Origin of the sequence: Aeromonas sp. R5-4, assembly GCF_040908215.1 — a bacterium.
Taxonomy (GTDB): Bacteria; Pseudomonadota; Gammaproteobacteria; order Enterobacterales; family Aeromonadaceae; genus Aeromonas; species Aeromonas veronii.
The window spans coordinates 80567-101848 of the sequence record NZ_JBFODG010000033.1 but is presented as its reverse complement, the minus strand read 5'-3'; the positions used below and the strand labels follow the sequence as shown (position 1 = coordinate 101848).

Here is a 21282-nt window from a genome sequence, read left to right as displayed (position 1 = left end):
CTATCTGGTTTCGACCTGTCAAACCAGCCCCAGTGCATAGCGCAGTGTCATCTCCTTTAAGGGGCCAGCTTTATCCGCCAGATTGAGGGCCAGATTGCGGGCCAGCTTGAGGGGACCAATCTCGTTGCTGAACACCCCGTAGAAGAGATCCATCCCCGACTGCATCAGCAGGTTGTCGGGGCGACGGCGCCGCTCGTAACGCTCGGCCAACGCCAGTTGATGCCAGTCGGCGCCAGCTCCTTGCAGCAGATCAGTCCAGCAGGCCACATCCTTGAAGCCAAGGTTGACCCCCTGCCCCGCCAGCGGGTTGATGGTGTGGGCAGCATCGCCAAGCAGCACCACCCGACCGGCGTGATAGTCGTTGGCGTGGCGGCGCACCAGCGGGAAGCTCCCCTTGCCGGTGACGGTGAACCCGCCGAGCCGACTCGGGAAGTGGCGGCGCACTTCGGCGGCGAGCGCCTCGTTGCTCATGGCTGCCAGCGCCCGGATCCGGGCCGGGCTGTCATACCACACCAGAGAGCCGTGCTGACCGGGCAGCGGCAGGAAGGCGCGCGGACCGCTCGGGGTGAACTGCTGCCAGGTGATATCTTCCTGCGCAAAGTCGGTGTCGATATTGATCAGCATGCAGTGCTGGCGGTACTCGAAGCGCGATACCCCGATGCCGGCCAGCTTGCGGGTGTGAGATTCAGCACCATCGCAGGCCAGCACCCAGCGGGCGGCCAGTTCAGTGCCGTCGTCCAGAGTCAGCACAGCTTCATCCGCACTCTGGCGCAGGCTGGTCACCGCCGTCGGGGTGTGGGTCTGGATATTGGGGAAATCTTCCATCCGCTTGAGCAGGGCGAGCTGCACCAGCCGGTTCTCGATGATGTAACCGAGCTGGGGCAGGCCGAGGTCGGCGGAATTGAAGCGGGTGGCAAAGCCATCCAGCTCCCATGTCTCCAGCCGGCGATAGGGGCAGAGCCGCATCTGCTGCAGATGGTGCCAGGCACCCGCCCGCTCCAACAGCGCCACCGAGGCCTGACTGATGGCGGAGACCCGCAGATCCAGCGGCTGCTCCGGCGCGTATTGCTCCGGCAATTGGGTTTCGATGACCCGCACCGAGAGGCCCTGAGCCGCCAGCAGACAGGCGGTGGCGGCGCCCACCATGCCGGCGCCGACGATGGCGATATCACACTGTTCCATACATTTATTCCTGAAAGGGTGCGTCCGGCGACAGCGCCCGGACGTGAACCGGATGGCAGCATGATAGCGCAAGGGCGGCTGATAAACAGTGAGGCAAACGGGGAATTGCTGCGTCAAATCAAGGAGAAAGCTTATTGAGCTTACAGGCAACAGGTATCGGGTGAGCACCATTGCCAGCTGGATATTAGCTAGGCAGTATCCAGATTGCGGAGTAAAATGCGCGGTCCTTTGACCATGCCGATTTCAAAACAAGTCAAGAGAAGCAATGAGCAAGAAACTTCACATTAAAACCTGGGGTTGCCAGATGAACGAGTATGACTCGTCCAAAATGGCCGACCTGTTGGATGCCAGCAATGGCTACACCCTTACCGAAGAGCCCGAAGAGGCAGATGTCTTGCTGCTGAATACCTGCTCCATCCGCGAAAAGGCGCAGGAGAAGGTGTTCCACCAGCTGGGACGCTGGAAAAAGCTCAAGGCCAACAAGCCCGCTCTGGTGATCGGCGTGGGTGGCTGCGTTGCCTCTCAGGAGGGCGACGCCATCCGCCAGCGCGCTCCCTATGTGGATATCGTGTTCGGCCCGCAGACCCTGCATCGCCTGCCCGCCATGATCAAGGAAGTGCAAGAGGGCCGTGGTGCCCAGGTTGATATCGCCTTCCCCGAGATCGAAAAATTCGACAGCCTGCCCGAACCGCGCGCCGAAGGGGCTACCGCGTTCGTCTCCATCATGGAAGGCTGCTCCAAATACTGTACTTACTGCGTGGTGCCCTACACCCGCGGTGAAGAGGTGAGCCGACCGCTGGACGACGTGCTCTACGAAATCGCCCAGCTCGCCCAGCAGGGCGTGCGCGAAGTGAACCTGCTCGGTCAGAACGTCAACGCCTACCGCGGCCCGACCTTTGATGGCGGCATCTGCACCTTCGCCGAGCTGCTGCGTCTGGTGGCCGCTATCGACGGTATCGATCGCATTCGCTACACCACCAGCCACCCGATCGAGTTCACCGACGACATCATCGAAGTCTACAAAGATACCCCGGAAGTGGTCAGCTTCCTGCACCTGCCGGTGCAGAGCGGCTCCGACCGCATCCTGACCATGATGAAGCGCCCGCACACCATCCTGGAGTACAAATCCAAGATCCGTCGCCTGCGTGCCGCCCGTCCCGACATCACCATCAGCTCCGACTTCATCGTTGGCTTCCCGAACGAGACGGACGAAGACTTTGAAGCGACCATGAAGCTGATCGAGGATGTGGGTTTCGATATGAGCTTCAGCTTCATCTTCAGCCCGCGCCCGGGCACCCCGGCCGCCGACATGCCCGACGATGTCGACATGGAAGTGAAAAAAGCCCGTCTGGCCCGCCTGCAGCACGTCATCAACAACCAGGCGATGCAGATTGGCCGTGCCATGCTGGGCACCACCCAGCGCATCCTGGTGGAAGGCCCCTCCAAGCTCGACCCGATGCAGCTGTGTGGCCGCACCGAGAACAACCGGGTGGTCAACTTCGAAGGCCAGCACACCCTGATCGGCGGCTTTGCCGACGTGGAGATCACCGAGGTGCGTCCCAACTCCCTGCGCGGCAAGTTCATCCGCGGCGAGAGCGAGATGAACCTGCGGATCGCCACCGCCCCGAGCGAAATCCTGGCCCGTCGCCCGGATAACGTACCGGACGAGCTGGGCGTTGCCGCCTTCACTCCCCATTAATCCCCTCCTCCCCATTCGCCCGGCGGATGGGGAGCGCCTTGAGACGAGGATATTTTGAGCCGACACATCTCGACCCTGAATCTGCATCTGGAGCCCGCCGACAACCAGCGCCTTGCCAGCCTGTGCGGCCCCTTCGATGACAACATCAAGCAGCTGGAGCGCCGCCTCGGCGTCGAGATCAGCTACCGTGACAGCCACTTCCAGCTGGTGGGCAAACCGGCCCAGCTGGATGCCGCCGCCGTCATCCTCAAGCACCTCTATGTGGAAACCCAGCCCCTCAAGGGTGGCAAGGTGACCGACATCACCCCCGACATGGTCCATCTGGCCATTCAGGAGTCGCGAGTGCTGGAGCAGGATGACGAACCGGCGCCGAGCATCCCCTATGGCAAGGAGGTGACTGTCAAGACCAAGCGCGGTCTCATCAAGCCACGCAGCCCCAATCAGGCCCAGTACATCGCCAATATCGTGCGCCACGATATCTGCTTCGGCATCGGCCCGGCCGGTACCGGCAAGACCTATCTGGCGGTCGCAGCGGCAGTAGATGCGCTGGAGCGTCAGGAGATCCGCCGCATTCTGCTGACCCGTCCGGCGGTGGAAGCGGGTGAGAAGCTCGGCTTCCTGCCCGGCGATCTCTCCCAGAAGGTGGATCCCTACCTGCGCCCGCTCTACGACGCCCTGTTCGAGATGCTGGGCTTTGAGCGGGTCGAGAAGCTGATGGAGCGCAACATCATCGAGGTGGCGCCGCTCGCCTATATGCGCGGAAGAACCCTCAATGACGCCTTTATCATTCTCGATGAGGCCCAGAACACCACCACCGAGCAGATGAAGATGTTCCTGACCCGGATCGGCTTCAACTCCAAGGCAGTGGTCACCGGTGACATCACCCAGGTCGACCTGCCGCGCAACGCCAAATCCGGCCTGCGTCACGCGCTGGAAGTGCTGCCAGGGGTCGATGGTCTGTCGTTCAACTTCTTCGAGTCCAAAGACGTGGTGCGCCACCCGGTGGTGGCCCGTATCGTGCAAGCTTACGAGGCATTCGATGCCAAACAGGCAGCCGAGAAGGTGGCCGGCCAAACAAACGCCAGCAAAGAGAGCGAGCAATGAGCGTAACCCTGGATCTTCAGCTGGCCAGTGCCAGCACTGACGGCCTGCCCACCGAAGCCCAGCTGCAGGGCTGGCTCGACGGCACCATTCTCGGCTTCCAGCAGGAGGCTGAAGTGACGGTGCGCATCGTCGACGAGGCGGAGAGCAACGAGCTCAACCTCACCTATCGCGGCAAGGACAAGCCCACCAATGTGCTCTCCTTCCCGTTCGAGGCGCCACCCGGTCTGGAGCTGCCGCTGCTCGGCGATCTGGTGATCTGCCGTCAGGTGGTAGAGCGCGAGGCCGAGGAGCAGGGCAAGCCCCTCATGGCCCACTGGGCCCACATGGTTGTGCACGGCAGTCTGCATCTGCTAGGTTATGACCATATCGAGGATGAGGAAGCCGAAGAGATGGAAGCGCTTGAGCGCGACATCATGCAGGAGCTCGGTTTTGCCGATCCTTATCTGAACGACGAAGAGTAAAACGCCGGACGGTCATCGACTTGAAACAGCAGATGGCCATCCTTATATAACCCGAACTATTTCAAGTGTGTTCATACGAGTAACCAAGAGAGAAAATGACCGACGATCACCCTAGTACCGGCTCGCCGAAGAAAACCTGGCTCGACAAACTCAGCCAACTCTTCCAGGGCGAGCCAAAAGACCGCAATGATTTGGTAGAGGTGATAGCCGATGCCGAAGAGCGCGACCTCATCGATCAGGACACCAAGGACATGATCGAGGGGGTGCTGGAGATCGCCGATCTTCGCGTGCGCGATATCATGATCCCCCGCTCCCAGATGGTGACCATCGAGAAGTCCCAACCGGTGGATGCAATCCTGCCGGTGATCATCGAGTCCGGCCACTCCCGCTTCCCGGTGATCAACGAGGACAAGGATCATGTGGAGGGCATTCTGCTCGCCAAGGATCTGCTCCCCTTCGGGTTTGGCGGCCATCACGCCAGCGAGCCGCTGCAGCTCGAGAAAATCTTGCGCCCCACGGTGATCGTGCCGGAAAGCAAACGGGTTGACCGTCTGCTCAAGGAGTTCCGTGAAGAGCGCTACCACATGGCCATAGTGGTCGACGAATTTGGTGGCGTCTCCGGTCTGGTGACCATCGAAGACATATTGGAACTGATCGTTGGCGAGATCGACGACGAGTTTGACGACATCGAGGATGAGCCGGACGAAATCCGCCGCCTCAGCAAGCGGGTCTTCTCCATCAGTGCCCTGACCGAGATCGAGGATTTCAACGACTTCTTCGGCACCAAATTCAGCGATGAAGAGGTGGATACGGTAGGCGGTCTGGTGATGCACGCATTCAGCCACCTGCCCAAGAAGGGCGAGGAGATCGAGCTGGACGGCTACCTGTTCAAGGTGATGCATGCCGACCGGCGCCGTCTGCAGCAACTGCAGGTGAAGATCCCCGAGCACCACGCGGCGGCGCAATCCGAGCCGCAATAAGCAGATCCGCTCGATGTGTGAAACAACGCCCCGACCTCGGGGCGTTGTGCTCTCTGCCACCGGCATCGAGGCTCGCCGTTGCCCCGCTTACAGGTTAAGATACCGGCCATTCGACCCCAGTTGCACACCAAGACGAGCACCATCGCCCGTGAGATTATCCCCTGTTACTTCCAAAATTCTGTTAAGCCTCAGTGCATTGGCCTCTGGTGCCATCGCCGTGCTGGCCTTCTCCCCCTTCGGCTACTGGCCGCTGGTGATCCCCTCCCTGCTTGGCCTCTACGCCCTGCTGGACAAAGCCACGCCGAAACAGGCCGCCTGGCGCGGTTTTGGCTACGCCATGGGACTCTTTTTGCCGGGACTATGGTGGATCCATGTCAGCATGACCGAGTTTGGCGGCATCCCGCTGCCGGTCGCCTTCGTGCTGCTGGCCGGGCTCTCCGCCTATCTGGCACTCTACCCGACGCTCGCCTGCTGGGTCTTTGCCCGCTTCTTTGGCGGCCGTCACTGGAGCCGCTGGCTGCTCGCCTTCCCGGCCCTCTGGTTGGTCGCTGACTGGCTGCGCGGCTGGGTGATGACCGGCTTCCCCTGGCTCTGGTTTGGTTACAGCCAGATCGACGGCCCCCTCAAGGGCTTTGCCCCCATTCTCGGGGTGCAGGGCATCACCCTCGCCCTGTTGCTGTCCGCCTCCGCTATCTGGCTGGTGTGGAAGTCCCGCTCCCCGCTCTGGCTGGCGGTGCCTGCCCTGCTGGTGGCCGGTGCCCACGGTCTGATGCAGCTCAACTGGGTGACCCGTGGCGAGCCGGTCAAGGTGGCACTGGTGCAGGGCAATATCGCCCAATCCCTCAAATGGGATCCGGAGGCGCTGGCCCCCACGGTGCGCACCTATCAGGACTTGAGCCGCGAGAATCAGGATGCTGACATCATCATCTGGCCGGAGTCGGCGATCCCGGCCATCGAGAAGGCGATGGGCCCCTATCTGGAGAATCTGGACAAGGCGATGAAGGTGAACGATACCGGCCTGCTGGCCGGGATCATTCACTACGACGAGCAGCAACAGCGCTTCTACAATACCGTGCTCGGCATGGGGGTGCAGGATGCGGATGGCAAGGAGTCCTACTTCTACAACCACTCCAACCGCTACAACAAGTACCACCTGCTGCCCATCGGCGAGTTCGTGCCGTTTGAAGATCTGTTGCGCCCCATCGCCCCCTTCTTCAACCTGCCGATGTCCTCTTTCAGCCGGGGTGACGAAGTACAGACAAACCTGATCGCCAAGGGGCTCAAGTTTGCCGCCGCCATCTGCTACGAGATCATCTTCCCGGAAGAGGTGCGCCGCAACGTCAATACCGATACCGACTTCCTGCTGACCGTCTCCAACGACGCCTGGTTCGGCACCAGCATCGGCCCTTGGCAACATATGGAGATCGCCCGGATGCGCGCGCTGGAGCTAGCTCGTCCGCTGCTACGGGATACCAATACCGGCATCACCATCGTTACCGACATCGACGGCAGCATCATCGGCCAGATCCCGCAGTTTGAAGCGGGCGTGCTGCGCAGCGAGGTGCGTCCCGCCCACGGTGAGACCCCCTATATGCGCTTTGGCAGCTGGCCCCTCTACGGTCTGACCGTGCTGCTGCTGGGTCTGGCGCTGGCGCTGCGCCCCAAGGCTCACCCCTGGGCCCGCGAGCTGTAATGGCCATCCACCATCCCTGATAAACAACGAGGCGCCCGCAGGCGCCTCGTTTTTTTACGACAGCTAATCACGCATCTTTTTGCAGGCAGCAGATCACATAGCCGTAACTGCCCAGATATTGGCGGTGGATGGCCACTTCCCGGCTCAAGTCCTGCCAGGCGGCACTCTCCCCCAGCTCGTCACGATAGCGCACCAGATTGACCTCGATGGGATCCAGATAGTTGTTCCAGGCGCTCATCGGCAACGGAGTGTGTGACAGACAGCGGTAGCCTGCCGCTTGTACCGTCTCAAGCAGGCCCGCCAGCGTCTGCATGGCGGGATAATCCTGCTGCCAGAATGCCAACGCCTCCTCGGGCGGGTTATCGGTCAGCCAGACCGCATCACTGAGCACGATGCAAGCCTGCGGACTCGCGAGTAGCGGACGCCACGCCTTCAGCGCATTGGCAACCCCCATCACGTAAGCGCTCCCCTCTGCCCAGATGAGGTCGGCCGGGGCCAGATCGTCCGGCAGTGCCGCCATGTTGGCGCAGAGGGTGGAGACATGCTCAAAGCCCGCAGCACGGGCGGAGTGCGCCACGGCGGCCAGTGCCTCCTCTTCCAGATCGATGGCCACAATGTCGGCATCGGTCACCTGAGCCAGTGCCATGGTCGAGGCCCCGCGCCCGCAGCCCATGTCGAGGATCCGGCGCGGCCGGATGGGCAAGGCGGCAAACTGCTGCTGGGTGAAGGCGCGATCCCCCGGCCCCCAGTAACTCATGCCATCCAGCAGCTGGATAAAGTCCTTGATGTAACGCTCATGTTCATTCATGTCTTTGCTCAACCATTGCAAGTGGTAGCGATCTTTCTCGCTAAAACTCTGTTTCATCACCCACGCGAAGTAGGCCTCAGGTGCCTCGCGCTGCAGTTGCAGCTGCCAGGCCTTGAATTCCTCACCGGAGCGCGGGCGCAGCCCTGCCAGATCCGCCAACAGATCCCGGGCGCGCTGCATCCGCGCCAGCTCCTCATCCAGCTCCCTGACCCGGGCCTGCAATGCCGCTTGATCTATCTCGCCAGCCAGACAGGCGAGGCACTGCTTGAGGCTGAGACCACCTGCCTGCAGGGCCTGCACCATCTGCAGTCGCTGCAGATCCCCCTCGTCATAGTGGCGATAACCGTTGGCGGCCCGGGTGCCGGCAATCACCCCCAGCTTCTCGTAATAGAGCAGGGTGGAGCGGGCGAGACCGCAGCGGCGGGCCAGTTCGGATATTTTCATGGCAATCACTCACGGTGCGGGCCCTCAGGTGACCCGATAGAGACGAGCTTAAACTGTGAAGCTATAGACAGGTCAACGCCCTTTTCCAGAGATCCGCCAACAAAAACGGCCACCCGAGGGTGGCCGTTGTCAGCGCTATCTGTGATAAAGCGGCGATAGAGCAGCGATGCTACCGGCTCAGAGACCGGCCGCCTCCAGATGCTCCACCAGCAGCTGCACGCTGCGGTTGCCGCGCCACTCGTTGACGTCAAGCCGGTAGACAAGCCGCACCCGCTTGACCGAGGCATCGGGCCAGCGCTTGAGATCGACGCCAAAGGCGATGGCATCCACAGCATGACCGGAATCGGTTGTCAGCATCATCTTGAGGTGCTTCTCCCCCACCAGCCGCTGCTGAACCAGCACGAACTCGCCGTCGAACAGCGGCTCGGGGAAGGCCTGACCCCAGGGGCCGGAGGCGCGAATAAGCTCCGCCAGCTCGAGGTTGAGCTCGTCTGGCAACAACTCGCCATCGGTGAGCAACACCCCGGTCAAAAGCTCCGGTGTCACCAGCTCACTAATGACCGCCTCAAAGGCCCGACCGAACGCCTCGATGTTGGCCTTGGGCAGGGTCAACCCCGCCGCCATGGCGTGACCACCAAACTTGCCCATCAGGCCGGGATGGCGGGTATCGAGCAGTTCCAGCGCATCGCGCAGGTGCACCCCGGGGATGGATCGACCGGAGCCCTTGAGTTCAGTCTCGCTACTCTCGGCAAAGGCGATGACCGGGCGGTAGTACTTCTCCTTCACCTTGGAGGCCACCAGCCCCACCACCCCCTGATGCCACTCGTTGCGGTGCAGCACTATGCCCGACGGCACCTCGCCATCGCGAAACCGGATCTGCTCCAGGGTGGCGAGGGCCTCCTGCTGCATCCCCTGCTCGATCTCCTTGCGCTCCTGATTGAGGCTGTCCATCTCGGCCGCAAGCTGGCGCGCCAGATTGAGATCATCGCAGAGCAGACAGGCGACCCCGAGGGACATGTCATCGAGGCGCCCTACCGCATTGAGGCGTGGCCCCAGCGCAAAACCGAGGTCGGCGGCGGTGAGGCGGCGACCATCGCGGCCCGACACATCCACCAGCGCCTGAATGCCGGGGCGACAGCGCCCGGCCCGGATCCGCTGCAACCCCTGATGGACCAGAATGCGGTTGTTGCCATCGAGCGCCACCACGTCGGCGACCGTGCCGAGGGCCACCAGATCGAGGTAATCCGCCACATTGGGCGCGCGCAACCCTTGCCGTTCGAACCAGCCGAGCTGACGCAGATGGGTGTTGAGGGCCGCCATCAGGTAGAAGGCTACCCCCACCCCGGCCAGGGACTTGGAGGGGAAATCGCAACCGCGCTGGTTCGGGTTGACGATGGCATCGGCGTCAGGCAGCTCCTGACCCGGCAAATGGTGATCGGTAACCAGTACCTGCATGCCGGCCGCCTTGGCAGCCGCCACCCCGGCGATGCTGGAGATGCCGTTATCCACCGTGATCAGGAACTCGGCGCCACGGGCCACCGCCAGCTCGACAATTTCGGGGGTGAGACCGTAGCCAAACTCGAAGCGATTGGGCACCAGAAAATCGATATGGCGCCCCCCCATGGCGCGCAGGGCCAGCACGCACAGGGCAGAGCTGGTGGCGCCATCGCAGTCGAAATCGCCGACAATCAGTAGCCGTTTCTGGGCAGTCAGGGCATCCGCCAGCAGCGGCACAGCCTGCTCCATCCCATAGAGGCGCTGGGGCGGCAACAGCTGGCTGGCGCTGCGCTCCAGCAGGGCGGGATCCTCTACGCCACGGCTGGCGAAGATTTGGCGAAGCAGGGGATGCAGGGTGGCAGGCAGATGGGAATCATCAACTCGCGGACGACGACGGATTTGCAGGGACATCAATATGATCCAGTATCTTGAGCAGCTGTTCGGGGCTCTGATACCCGCGCACCAGATCCCCGTCGGAGGAGACCCAGGCCGGCAGTACCTTGACCCCCAACCATTGGCTCAGGCCAATATTTTGGATAAGGGTCTCACTACATGCCGTTTGAGGCAAATAGGCTTTTAACGGATCATTTTGCAGCAGGGGATCGCTGCACCAGTCGGCGGCCCGTTCGGCGTGATCAATCACCGGATAGAGTGCCACGCTCACCCCGGATGCCTGCAGGTGTTGCAAGGTGCCGGAGAGCTGACGGCGCTTTGCGTCCTGCTCGCCGAGAAACAGCGCAACCCGGTGACGCTCATCCCGAGCCTTGAGCACGATGGGGGCATGAGCCACCTGCGCCAAACCAAGTCGGCGCTGCTCGCGCATACCCGAGATGGTCAGGTTCTTCATGTCGCGGGTCATATCCAGCATGACCCCCTGCACCACATAATCCCCTTTGGCATCGCTGTAGAGCACCCCCTGTGAGGTGCCCAGCATATACAACCCCGCGATTGGGGTCGGTTCAACCAGATAGACGGGGACCCCCAGCCGGGCCGTGATGGTCTGTTTCAAGGCTTGGGTATCCATCCCCGCTCTGGCAGCAAATGTGCACAAAAGCATCATTCCCAGTAGTAAATACTTCACTTGTTTACTCACGTGGTATGAATGAATCGACCCAGCAAACTACAGCAGCACAGCTCATCATTCAACCAGCTACTTACCAAAAAATTAATATCACTTTGTACCAAAAAAATGGCTCCCCCCGATTGCCAAGGACTCATAACGCCCGCAAGCTAGTCAGGACGACAGGAACAACGCGGCTTAGCCTCTGTTTTTCCTGACAAGAGTTCGCCCTTTGGCAAGGGTAATCAACGCGCTATCTTGTTTAATTTCGGAGGAAATAATGAGTCTGATTCAAGAGTTCAAAGCCTTTGCCGCCCGCGGCAACGTCATCGATATGGCGGTCGGTATCATCATTGGTGCCGCCTTCGGCAAAATTGTCTCCTCTTTTGTCGGTGACGTGATCATGCCGCCCATCGGCCTGATCCTGGGCGGCGTGGACTTCAGCGACCTTGCGGTCACCCTGAAGGCCGCAGAAGGTGCAACACCCGCCGTAGTTATCGCCTATGGCAAGTTCATCCAGACCATCATCGACTTTCTGATCATCTCTTTTGCCATCTTCATGGGACTGAAAGCCATCAACACCCTCAAGAAAAAGCAGGAAGAGGAAGCCGCCGCCCCGGCAGGCCCGACCAAGGATCAGGAGCTGCTGACCGAGATCCGTGATCTGCTGAAATCTCAACAGGAGCGTTAAGCCGACTCCCCAGACTAGTGTGTATGTGTGTCACGATGCCCATGGGCTATGGTTAGATGGCGTAAAGTTATATAGGCGTCGTGACTATGCAAACCTCCAATGCTGCAAACTCCAATCACAGCTTTATTCTCCGTTTTCTTTTGCTGCTTGCGCTGCCACTTGTTTTGACCACATTGGGTAGTGCGTACCTTTTTTCTGTTATGCAGAAAAACACCTTGCTAAGCACCGCCAGATTTTTTAACGATAGTACTGCGCAGCAATGGGATAACTCACTCTCTTCGGTTGAGAGGCAAATAAATATCATCATTGCCGACATTACTGAGAATAATGGAGATCTTCCCCCGGAATTAAAACAACGTTATCGCGACATTTGGCAATACCTTCTTTACCCTGATGGCCCAATAAAAACCGTGTACTACATGCTTCAGGATAACAAGCATATCAATTTCTCTCTTCATCCTACCCCGATTGAGTTCAAAGAATCGGAACGCCCATGGTATCGCAATGCCATCGACCATCCCGGCATCAATATCTGGAGTTCCCCTTACATTGACGCGATTGAAAAAACGCCGGTCGTCACCCTTTCCCATGCTGTTTTCAATAACCAGGGGGAATTTCTTGGCGTGATTGGCATCGACCTGAACTTGAAGGTATTTTCAGCACGTATAGGGCGGATTCTGGAGAGTAGTAACAATGTTGTATATATGCTCTTTGACCGAGGCAGCAAGATGATTGTGGCTCACAGCGACCCTCAGGAAAACGGCAGTCGACTTGACCAACCATGGATTTCCGAATTGAAAGGCAGGAATGGTACCTTAATGAGTGAAAATGGTGATCTCATTTCATATCACGCCCTTCACAACAACCCATCATGGCTGGTTATTACTGTATTTCCATTCAAGAGCGATATTCTGATTGGTGAAATATTGCCTACCATATTTATCACTCTGATATTGTCACTATCGATATTCACACTGGTTGCCATTATTTTCAGACAACGCCTGGAGCATACCATCAGCACATTGGTACAAGTTGTTAGACAATTGCGTATTACCCCTCCAGGGCAACAGATTATTATCCCCAAGCTGGCAGGCATAGAGGAGCTGGAGGATGAAATCGTGATGATTTCAGACAAAATGCAGGCAGAAACCGAAAAGTCGCTGCGTGATGCATTAACCGGCTTGTACAACCGCCGTCATTTGGAAGAGGTGCTCGCCACTCTATATAAAGAAAATAGCCAATATATATTGGCGATTATCGACATTGATAACTTCAAAAAAATAAATGATACCTATGGTCATCCCATCGGGGATGCCGTTTTGAAACGCACCGCTCAGCTTGGTAGCCAATTGCTGGAGGAACAGGCAACCCTGTGCCGCTTTGGGGGGGAAGAGCTGGTCACCATTTTTGAACAGACAGATATTGCCAGTGCACAGCAGTTGATGGAGCAGTGGCGTATCAGCATGGGGCAACAGGATTGGCGTGAAAAGGGCTTAAGCGTCTCCTTTAGCGGTGGCATTGCCGAATCCCTGAATGATGCCCCAGACAGTGTGATGGCCCGCGCCGATGCAGCCCTGTATCAGGCTAAACAAGCGGGCAAAAATCGCCTGCAACGGGCTTAAGCGCGGGGGTGATGCTCCCCGTGCAGCGCCTTGAGTCGCTCGTTGGCCACATGGGTGTAGATCTGGGTGGTGGAGAGATCCGCATGGCCCAGCAGCATCTGTACCACCCGCAAGTCGGCGCCGTGGTTGAGTAGATGGGTGGCAAAGGCGTGGCGCAAGGTATGGGGGGATAGCTCGCCGTTAATCCCGGCCCGCTGCGCGTAAAGCTTGATGCGGTGCCAGAAGGTCTGGCGGGTCATCATACGGGCCTGCTTGGAGGGAAACACCACGTCCGAGCTGGTACCACCGAGCAGCAGGGTGCGGGCCTCCCGGTAGTAACGCTCCAGCCAGTGCATCGCCTCCTCGCCCATCGGCACCAACCGCTCCTTGTTGCCCTTGCCCACCACACGCACCAAGCCCTGACGCAAACTGACATGCTCGGCAGTAAGCCCCACCAGCTCGGAAACCCGCAAGCCGGTGGCGTAGAGCAGCTCCAGCATCGCCTTGTCCCGCAGCTCCAGCGGGTCATCCACCAGCGGCGCACTCAAGAGTGCCTCCACTTCCGTTTCGCTTAAATCTGAGGGGAGTTTTTTCGGCAGCTTGGGCCCCTCCAGCAGCACGGTCGGATCGTCGCTGCGCAGCTTCTCGCGGTTGAGATACTGGTAAAAGCGGCGCAGGGCCGACAGAAAGCGGGCAGTGCTGCTGGCCGCAAACTGGTGATCCACCCGCCAGGCGAGGTAGTGCTGGATCTCGTCCATCCCCGCCAGCAGCAGCGAGCTCCCCTGCTCGTCGAGCCAGAGGGAGAACTTCTCCAGATCGCTGCGATAGGAGCTGACCGTGTTGTCAGACAATCCCCGCTCCAGCCAGAGGGCGTCGAGAAAGGGTTCAATCAGGGGATGGGGGTCGGGTTTGCTCATGGTGCGCTGCAATCAGGGGATCGATGGCCCATTGTAACGCGCCAACTCCTTGGAAAGACAAGGCACTTTCATTGGAAAGATAAGGCACGTTTGCCACCCCCCTTGCCGGGCGGTGAAGGTCGAATGGCAATCTGCTAGACTGGCGCCCTCCCCTTACGTTACCCATCGTGTTGCCAACATGGCGCAGCCCACACGAGCATGCGAGAACGCGCCAAAAGCAAGCGAGAAAGCGCCAACAGAGAGAAGAGCGATGAAGATTGGTCTGTTTTACGGTTCCACCACCTGCTACACCGAGATGGCTGCCGAGAAGATCCGCGCCCTCATCGGCCCCGAGCTGGTGGATATTCACAATATCAAGGATGTCTCCCTGCGCCTGATGGAGGATTACGAGATCCTGATCCTCGGCATCTCCACCTGGGATTTTGGCGAACTGCAGGAGGACTGGGAGTCCCGCTGGGAAGATATCGCCGACCTCCATCTGGAGGGGCGTATCGTCGCCCTGTTTGGCCTCGGCGATCAGCTCGGTTATGGCGAATGGTTCCAGGACGCCCTCGGCATGCTGCACGATCAGCTGGTGCCAAAAGGGGTCAAGCTGGTGGGCTACTGGCCCAACGAAGGGTACGAATTCGATGCCTCCAAGGCACTGATCGACGATGGCCGTCACTTCGTCGGGCTGGCCCTTGATGATGCCAACCAATATGACCAGACCGATCCGCGCATCGAGCAGTGGGTCGAGCAGATCCTGAGCGAAATCCACGCCCTGCTCTGATCTTTCTCACGTTTTGGCAAAACGACCCTGAGCGCCTGGCCCTGGCCGCCGGGCGCAGTTATCGCACCGATTTTCTCAATCGGTATCATCGCATGACGCTATAGCGACTTTTTTGTGCTGGTCTGCAACAATGGACTCGACATCCCATAACAATCAGAGCCGGATGTCGGAAGCAAACGGACAGACCAGAAAAGGATATTCTATGACTCCATTCTCCCTGTTGGCCCCCGCCATTGCCCGTGACGTGCTCGATCACGCGCTGGCACTGGGTGCCGATTTTGCCGAGCTGTTTGTGGAGCGCAAGCGCCGCAGCCAGCTCAGCCTGCTCTCCAGCCAGATAGAGAACATCAGCGGCGGCCTCGATTTCGGCATCGGTGTACGCCTCTGTTACGGCCACAAGGTGCTCTACGGCTACACCAATCTGGCCAGCCGCGACGAGCTGCTGCGCATCGTCACCCTGCTGGCGGCCAAAGACCGCCGCGACCCCGTGGTGACCGCCACCGCCTTCGATTTCACCCGCCTGAGCGATCGCAACCCGGTGGCGCTGCCGCTGTCGGCAGACAAGCTGCTGGAGCAGAAGATCGCCTATCTGCACGCCATGGATGCGGTGGCCCGCGCCGAGAGCAGCAAGGTGAGCCAGTTCTCCGGCAACGTGCTGGGCTGGGAGCAGGAGGTGGAGATCTTCAACAGCGAAGGGGTGCAAGTGGCCGATCGCCGCCACTACAACCGCATCATGGCCCAGACCATCGCCATGGAAGGGAGCGAGCAGAGCGTCGGTTACGAGGCCCCCGGCGCCCTGATGGGGTGGGAGCATGCCGATCGCATCGATCCGCGCGATCTGGCGCTCACTGCCACCCGTCAGGCACTGGTGAAACTGGGGGCGGCCCCCTGTCCGAGCGGCACCCTGCCGGTCATCATGGAGAACGGCTTTGGCGGCGTCATCTTCCACGAGGCGTGCGGCCACCTGCTGGAGACCACTTCGGTAGCCAAGAAGGCCTCGGTGTTCCACGACAAGATGGGCCAGCTTATCGCCAATCCGGTGGTCAATGCGGTGGATGAAGGCTTGCAGAGCAACGCCTGGGGCTCCATCAACGTCGATGACGAGGGGATGGCGACCCAGCATACCCAGCTCATCAAGGACGGGGTACTGACCGGCTTTCTGGTGGACAGAATGGGCGCCCTCAAGACGGGTTACGCCCGCACCGGCTCGGGGCGGCGCGAATCCTACAAGTACGCCCCCACCTCGCGCATGCGCAACACCTATATCGAGCCGGGCAACCACAGCCTCGACGATATGCTGGCCACGGTGGAGCACGGCATCTACGCCAAGAAGATGGGGGGCGGCTCGGTACAGCCCGGCACCGGTGAATTCAACTTCAATGTGCAGGAGGCCTACCTCATCGAGCACGGCAAAATCACCAAGCCGCTCAAGTCGGCCACGCTGATCGGCACCGGCCCGCAGGTGCTGAAAGAGATCTCCATGGTGGGCCGCAATCTGGCGCTGGCCGCCGGCATGTGCGGCTCTGTCTCGGGCTCGGTGCCCACCTCGGTGGGTCAGCCGGCCCTCAAGGTGGACAACATTCTGGTGGGAGGGAACGCCTGATGAGCACCATCGACATGAACCAACTGCTCACCCGCCTGCTCGACAAGGTGGCCGACCTCAACGCCGAGGCAGACATCATCGCCAATCAGGAGAAGGCCTTCTCCCTCAAGGCAGACAAGGGCGAGCTGGGTGAATACAAGGTCACCAGCAGCCAGCAGCTCGGCATTCGCCTGATCAAAGAGGGTCGGGTCGGCATCGCCTACTCGGAATCCCTCGATGAGCTGGCGCTGGATGCCATGCTGCAGGATGCGCTCGATGCCAGCCGCTTTGCCAAGGTGGATCCTGATCAGCGCATCTCGGTGGCCAATAGCCGGATCACCACAGATTGCGCCGAGATCAACCAGCCCGATACCACGCCGGTTGAGGAGAAGATCGCTCTGGCCCTGCGTCTGGAATCTGACATGCTGGCCATGCCCGATGTGAGCGGCGCCCCCTACAACAGCTTCTTCGAAGGGGAGAGCCAGCTCTGGCTCGCCAACAGTCAGGGCACCCTCTGCCAGCACGGCGAGTTCAGCGTCGGCTGCTACACCTCGGCGCTGGTGGAACGGGATGGCCGCCAGTCGATGCACTCGCAGGGGCAGTATGGCCGCCGCTTCGACGAGCTGGACAGTCAGGCCCTGATCGAGCAGATCTACGCCATCGCCGATGGTCTGCTGCCCGGTGAAGCGGTGCCGAGCGGTCACTACAGCGTCATCTTTAGCACCAACTGCTTCGCCAGCCTGTTTGGCTGCTTTCAGGGTGTGCTGTCGGGCAAGTGGGCCCAGCAGGGGATCAACCCCTGGCGCAGCAAGGTCGGCCAGAGCGTAGCGTCACGCTGGCTTACTCTGGAGAGCAGGGTCTATATGCCGGGCGGCATGAACATCAAGGCGTTTGATGGCGAGGGAGCTGCCAGCTCGGATCTGCTGCTGATTGGCGAAGGGGAGCTGAAAACCCTGCTCCACAACAGCGCCACCGCCCGCCACTTTGGCGTCGCCAGCAACGGTTCGGCCGCTCGCGGTGCCCGCAGCGCCCTCGATGTGACCGCTCGCCATCTGGTGTTTGGCGCGGGCCCCCATAGGGAAGCGGAGGTGCAAAGCGGCGACTATCTGGAGCTGGTCAAGCTGGATGGCCTGCACTCCGGTGCCGATGCGGTGAGCGGTGACTTCTCCTTTGGCGCGTCGGGCTTCCTCTGCCGCGATGGAGTTCGCCTGCAGCCGGTGCGCGGCATCACGGTAGCAGGCAACTTCTACCGCCTGCTGGGCGAGCTGGAAGCGGTCGGCGATACCCTGCACCACAACGACGGCAAGGGCTTCTACTCCCCGCTTATCCGTTTTGGTGGCCTCTCCGTCGCAGGCAAGTAAACGCCCCGACGAAACCTGCAAGCAAGAAAAAGGCGCCTGATGGCGCCTTTTTGCTCGTTATCTCGTCCGCCTTGATGGCATGACTCAGGGCGAGAGCGGCTCGCGATGATACTCGGCGCAGCCGCATTCGGGGCAAGTATCGAGCTGCTGGGGATGCAGCACGGTATGGCGCCAGCCACACTGGTCGCACACCATGACCCCGAGCCCCACCCAGTCACCCGCTTCGTAAACACCCTTGTGCTCCAGCTCGTCGGCCAGCTCGCGCCACTCCACTTGGGCGCGGTCGGTCACATCCGCCAGCCAGGACCAGGCGGTGTCTTTGAGGGCCAGCATAAAGGCAGACTCTTCCACCTGCGCACTATCGTCATGGCGCCCCTCGTCATAGTTGCCCAGATCCCGCTTCACGTACTCGGCGATGAGCGCCAGTTCGTCCTGAGTCAGGTCGCTGGCAGCCTCCAGATAGGCCTGCACCTTGGCAATCATCCGGTTGAGGCGCTCCCCCTGGAACTCTTCAGTCTCTTGCCACTGTTTTTGCAGCTCGGCAATGAAGGCTTCGTACCCTTTTTGACGTTTGTCCATGGCTCTAACTCCTCTACTAAACCCTGATCTGGCCCGGCTTAAGGCCCAAGGGACGCTGGCGGTTGTTGCCGCCGCAGGATATGGGTATTCTATTGCGATTTCCCAGCTGATTTATCTATTCATTTCACAGATCCGGATGTCACCAATGCAAGAGCAATACGTTCCCCAATCAATCGAACCAGCAGTGCAAAAGCACTGGGATGCCAAGAAAACCTTCAAGGCCGTGGAAAAGGTAGACAAGGAGAAGTTCTACTGCCTGTCCATGTTCCCCTATCCGTCTGGTCGACTACACATGGGGCACGTTCGTAACTACACCATAGGTGATGTGATCTCCCGTTATCAACGCCTCAATGGCAAGAACGTGCTGCAACCCATAGGTTGGGATGCATTCGGTCTGCCGGCCGAGAACGCCGCGATCAAAAACAATACCGCGCCGGCGCCCTGGACCTACGAAAACATCGAATACATGAAGAACCAGCTGAAGATGCTGGGTCTGGGTTATGACTGGGATCGTGAAGTCGCCACCTGCAAGCCGGATTACTACCGCTGGGAACAGTGGTTCTTCACCAAGCTCTACGAGAAGGGTCTGGTCTACAAGAAGACCTCCTCCGTCAACTGGTGCCCGAACGACATGACAGTGCTGGCCAACGAGCAGGTGGTCGACAACTGCTGCTGGCGCTGTGACACCCCGGTGGAGCAGAAAGAGATCCCCCAGTGGTTCATCAAGATCACCGACTACGCTGAAGAGCTGCTCAACGACATCGACAATCTGGAAGGCTGGCCAGAGATGGTCAAGACCATGCAGCGCAACTGGATTGGCCGCTCCGAAGGGGTCAACATCAGCTTCGCTATCGAAGGTCAGGCTGAGCAGCTGGAGGTCTACACCACCCGTCCGGACACCTTCATGGGCGTCACCTATGTCGGTATCGCTGCCGGTCACCCGCTGGCGCTACAAGCAGCCCAGAACAATCCGGAGCTGGCCGCCTTTATCGAAGAGTGCAAGAACACCAAGGTAGCCGAAGCCGAGCTGGCCACCATGGAGAAGAAGGGCATGGCCACCGGCCTCTATGCCATTCACCCGCTGGATGGCCGCAAGGTACCGGTTTGGGTCGCCAACTTCGTGCTGATGAACTACGGCACCGGCGCCGTAATGGCGGTTCCGGCCCACGATCAGCGTGACTTCGAATTCGCCACCAAATATGGCCTCGACATCAAGGCGGTGATCAAGCCGGTTGATGGCGACGTCGACGTGAGCGAAGCCGCTTATACCGAGAAAGGTGTGCTGTTCAACTCCGGCGAGTTCGACGGTCTCGACTTCCAGGGCGCCTTCGATGCCATCGCCAGCAAGCTGGAAGGGCTGGGCAAAGGCAAGCGCACCGTCAACTACCGTCTGCGCGACTGGGGTGTCTCCCGTCAGCGCTACTGGGGTGCCCCCATCCCGATGCTGACTCTGGCTGACGGCTCCGTGGTGCCGACGCCGGAAGACCAGCTGCCGGTACTGCTGCCGGAAGATGTGGTGATGGATGGTATCCAGAGCCCTATCAAGGCTGACGCAGAGTGGGCCAAGACCACTTACAACGGTCAGGAAGCGTTCCGCGAGACCGATACCTTCGACACCTTTATGGAGTCCTCCTGGTACTACGCGCGCTACTGCTCTCCGGACTACGACAAGGGCATGCTGGATCCGGCGGCTGCCAACCACTGGCTGCCGGTGGATCAGTACATCGGCGGTATCGAACACGCCTGTATGCACCTGCTCTATGCCCGCTTCTTCCACAAGCTGCTGCGTGACGCGGGTCTGGTCAACAGCGACGAGCCGTTCAAGCGCCTGCTCTGCCAGGGCATGGTGCTGGCCGACGCCTTCTACTACAAAGACGAGAAGGGCGGCAACGTCTGGGTCAGCCCGACCGACGTCAAGGTAGAGCGTGACGAGAAGGGTCGCATCACCAAGGCCATCGATAACGAAGGCCGCGAAGTGCTCCACTCCGGCATGACCAAGATGTCCAAGTCCAAGAACAACGGCATCGACCCGCAGCTGATGGTCGAGCGTTACGGCGCCGATACCGTCCGTCTGTTCATGATGTTCGCCTCTCCGGCAGAGATGACCCTGGAGTGGTCCGACTCCGGCGTAGAGGGGGCCCAGCGCTTCCTGCGTCGCCTGTGGCGCGTCACCTTCGAACACGTCTCCGGTGGCGCCGTTGCCGCTCTGGATGTGGCAGCTCTCACCAACGAGCAGAAAGCGGTACGCCGTGAACTGCACAAGACCATCGCCAAGGTGAGCGATGACGTGGGTCGCCGTCAGACCTTCAACACCGCCATCGCCGCCATCATGGAGCTGATGAATAATCTGGCCAAGCTCGGCAACGACGAGCAGGACCGCGCCCTGATGCAGGAAGCGCTGGAAGCTGTGGTAGTCATGCTCTACCCCATCACCCCGCACATCGGCTTCGAGCTGTGGAAGATGCTGGGCAAGGGCGACGACATCGATCACGCAGCCTGGCCGGTGGCCGATGAAGCGGCCATGGTCGAGACCGAGAAGCTGGTGGTGGTGCAGATCAACGGCAAGATGCGCGGCAAACTGACCGTGCCGGCCGAGATCAGCCAGGCTGATGTCGAGAAGCTGGCGATGGCCGATGCTTCCGTGCAGAAGTTCACCGACGGTCTGACCGTGCGCAAGGTGATCTATGTACCTGGCAAGCTGCTCAATATTGTCGCTAACTGATCGGTTGCCAACTGATGTCATACCATTTGGCGACCTTGGCTGACTGTGTGGCCACTCATGGGTAACGACTTACCGGCCCATGACAGCTCAACATTGTCGCTAACTAATTGGCTGCCAACTGATCATTGCCAA

17 protein-coding genes are annotated in these 21282 nt (G+C 60.0%); 11 read left to right on the top strand and 6 right to left on the bottom strand.

Features of this window, described 5'->3' with window-relative positions; genetic code table 11:
- Window positions 1-18 precede the first annotated feature (18 nt).
- Window positions 19-1182 (bottom strand): FAD-dependent oxidoreductase, encoded by a 1164-nt coding sequence (locus AB5Y83_RS17660; RefSeq protein ID WP_368175661.1) that lies wholly within the window; start codon window positions 1180-1182, stop codon window positions 19-21.
- Between the two features lie 265 nt (window positions 1183-1447).
- Here AB5Y83_RS17660 and miaB point away from each other — a divergent pair, with 265 nt between their 5' ends.
- The 5 genes from miaB (at window position 1448) to lnt (ending at window position 7119) form a co-directional block, all read left to right on the top strand.
- Window positions 1448-2881, top strand: a complete 1434-nt coding sequence (gene miaB, locus AB5Y83_RS17655) for a tRNA (N6-isopentenyl adenosine(37)-C2)-methylthiotransferase MiaB (protein WP_335832464.1) — start codon at window positions 1448-1450, stop codon at window positions 2879-2881.
- A 54-nt stretch (window positions 2882-2935) separates the two neighbouring features.
- Entirely contained in the window at window positions 2936-3985 is a 1050-nt protein-coding gene (locus tag AB5Y83_RS17650; protein WP_005362369.1) for a PhoH family protein, read from the top strand.
- Entirely contained in the window at window positions 3982-4446 is a 465-nt protein-coding gene (gene ybeY / locus AB5Y83_RS17645) for an rRNA maturation RNase YbeY (RefSeq protein WP_005354089.1), read from the top strand. Before AB5Y83_RS17650 ends, ybeY begins: the two co-directional genes overlap by 4 nt.
- 95 nt (window positions 4447-4541) lie before the next feature.
- Window positions 4542-5426 carry a CNNM family magnesium/cobalt transport protein CorC gene (corC, locus tag AB5Y83_RS17640; RefSeq protein WP_368175660.1) on the top strand — a complete coding sequence of 295 codons (885 nt, stop codon included), beginning with the start codon at window positions 4542-4544 and terminating at the stop codon, window positions 5424-5426.
- Window positions 5427-5574: 148 nt separating this feature from the next.
- Window positions 5575-7119: an apolipoprotein N-acyltransferase gene (gene lnt, locus AB5Y83_RS17635; protein ID WP_368175659.1), complete on the top strand. Its 1545-nt coding sequence runs from the start codon at window positions 5575-5577 to the stop codon at window positions 7117-7119.
- 67 nt (window positions 7120-7186) lie between these two features.
- Here lnt and AB5Y83_RS17630 read toward each other — a convergent pair whose 3' ends face one another.
- From AB5Y83_RS17630 to AB5Y83_RS17620, 3 genes are all read right to left on the bottom strand, one after another.
- Window positions 7187-8371 (bottom strand): MerR family transcriptional regulator, encoded by a 1185-nt coding sequence (locus AB5Y83_RS17630; RefSeq protein WP_368175658.1) that lies wholly within the window; start codon window positions 8369-8371, stop codon window positions 7187-7189.
- Window positions 8372-8548: 177 nt separating this feature from the next.
- Window positions 8549-10279 (bottom strand): single-stranded-DNA-specific exonuclease RecJ, encoded by a 1731-nt coding sequence (recJ, locus tag AB5Y83_RS17625; protein WP_368175657.1) that lies wholly within the window; start codon window positions 10277-10279, stop codon window positions 8549-8551.
- Window positions 10245-10892, bottom strand: coding sequence for a disulfide isomerase DsbC N-terminal domain-containing protein (locus AB5Y83_RS17620; protein ID WP_005335146.1), 648 nt, complete (start codon window positions 10890-10892; stop codon window positions 10245-10247). The genes recJ and AB5Y83_RS17620 overlap by 35 nt, the downstream gene beginning before the upstream one ends.
- 316 nt (window positions 10893-11208) lie before the next feature.
- Between AB5Y83_RS17620 and mscL the strand changes: the two genes are divergently transcribed.
- Complete coding sequence (gene mscL / locus AB5Y83_RS17615; RefSeq protein WP_005335147.1) at window positions 11209-11619, top strand: large-conductance mechanosensitive channel protein MscL; 411 nt, start codon at window positions 11209-11211, stop codon at window positions 11617-11619.
- Window positions 11620-11705: 86 nt separating this feature from the next.
- Complete coding sequence (locus tag AB5Y83_RS17610; RefSeq protein ID WP_005335148.1) at window positions 11706-13241, top strand: sensor domain-containing diguanylate cyclase; 1536 nt, start codon at window positions 11706-11708, stop codon at window positions 13239-13241.
- Here the strand turns inward: AB5Y83_RS17610 and xerD are convergent.
- Window positions 13238-14137 (bottom strand): site-specific tyrosine recombinase XerD, encoded by a 900-nt coding sequence (gene xerD, locus AB5Y83_RS17605; protein ID WP_005335149.1) that lies wholly within the window; start codon window positions 14135-14137, stop codon window positions 13238-13240. The two genes, AB5Y83_RS17610 and xerD, sit on opposite strands and share 4 nt — an antisense overlap.
- A 250-nt stretch (window positions 14138-14387) precedes the next feature.
- Here xerD and fldB point away from each other — a divergent pair, with 250 nt between their 5' ends.
- The 3 genes from fldB to AB5Y83_RS17590 all read left to right on the top strand — a co-directional run bounded on the left by fldB (window position 14388) and on the right by AB5Y83_RS17590 (window position 17849).
- Window positions 14388-14906, top strand: coding sequence for a flavodoxin FldB (gene fldB, locus AB5Y83_RS17600; RefSeq protein ID WP_021229741.1), 519 nt, complete (start codon window positions 14388-14390; stop codon window positions 14904-14906).
- A gap of 202 nt (window positions 14907-15108) precedes the next feature.
- Window positions 15109-16509, top strand: a complete 1401-nt coding sequence (locus AB5Y83_RS17595) for a TldD/PmbA family protein (protein ID WP_236396589.1) — start codon at window positions 15109-15111, stop codon at window positions 16507-16509.
- Window positions 16509-17849, top strand: a complete 1341-nt coding sequence (locus AB5Y83_RS17590) for a TldD/PmbA family protein (protein WP_368175656.1) — start codon at window positions 16509-16511, stop codon at window positions 17847-17849. Before AB5Y83_RS17595 ends, AB5Y83_RS17590 begins: the two co-directional genes overlap by 1 nt.
- An 84-nt stretch (window positions 17850-17933) precedes the next feature.
- On the opposite strand, the gene AB5Y83_RS17585 is transcribed toward AB5Y83_RS17590, so the two are convergent.
- A complete protein-coding gene (locus AB5Y83_RS17585; protein ID WP_005335155.1) occupies window positions 17934-18428 on the bottom strand; it encodes a zinc ribbon-containing protein in 495 nt (164 codons plus the stop codon).
- Between the two features lie 145 nt (window positions 18429-18573).
- Between AB5Y83_RS17585 and leuS the strand changes: the two genes are divergently transcribed.
- Complete coding sequence (gene leuS / locus AB5Y83_RS17580; RefSeq protein WP_368175655.1) at window positions 18574-21150, top strand: leucine--tRNA ligase; 2577 nt, start codon at window positions 18574-18576, stop codon at window positions 21148-21150.
- Window positions 21151-21282: the final 132 nt, after the last annotated feature.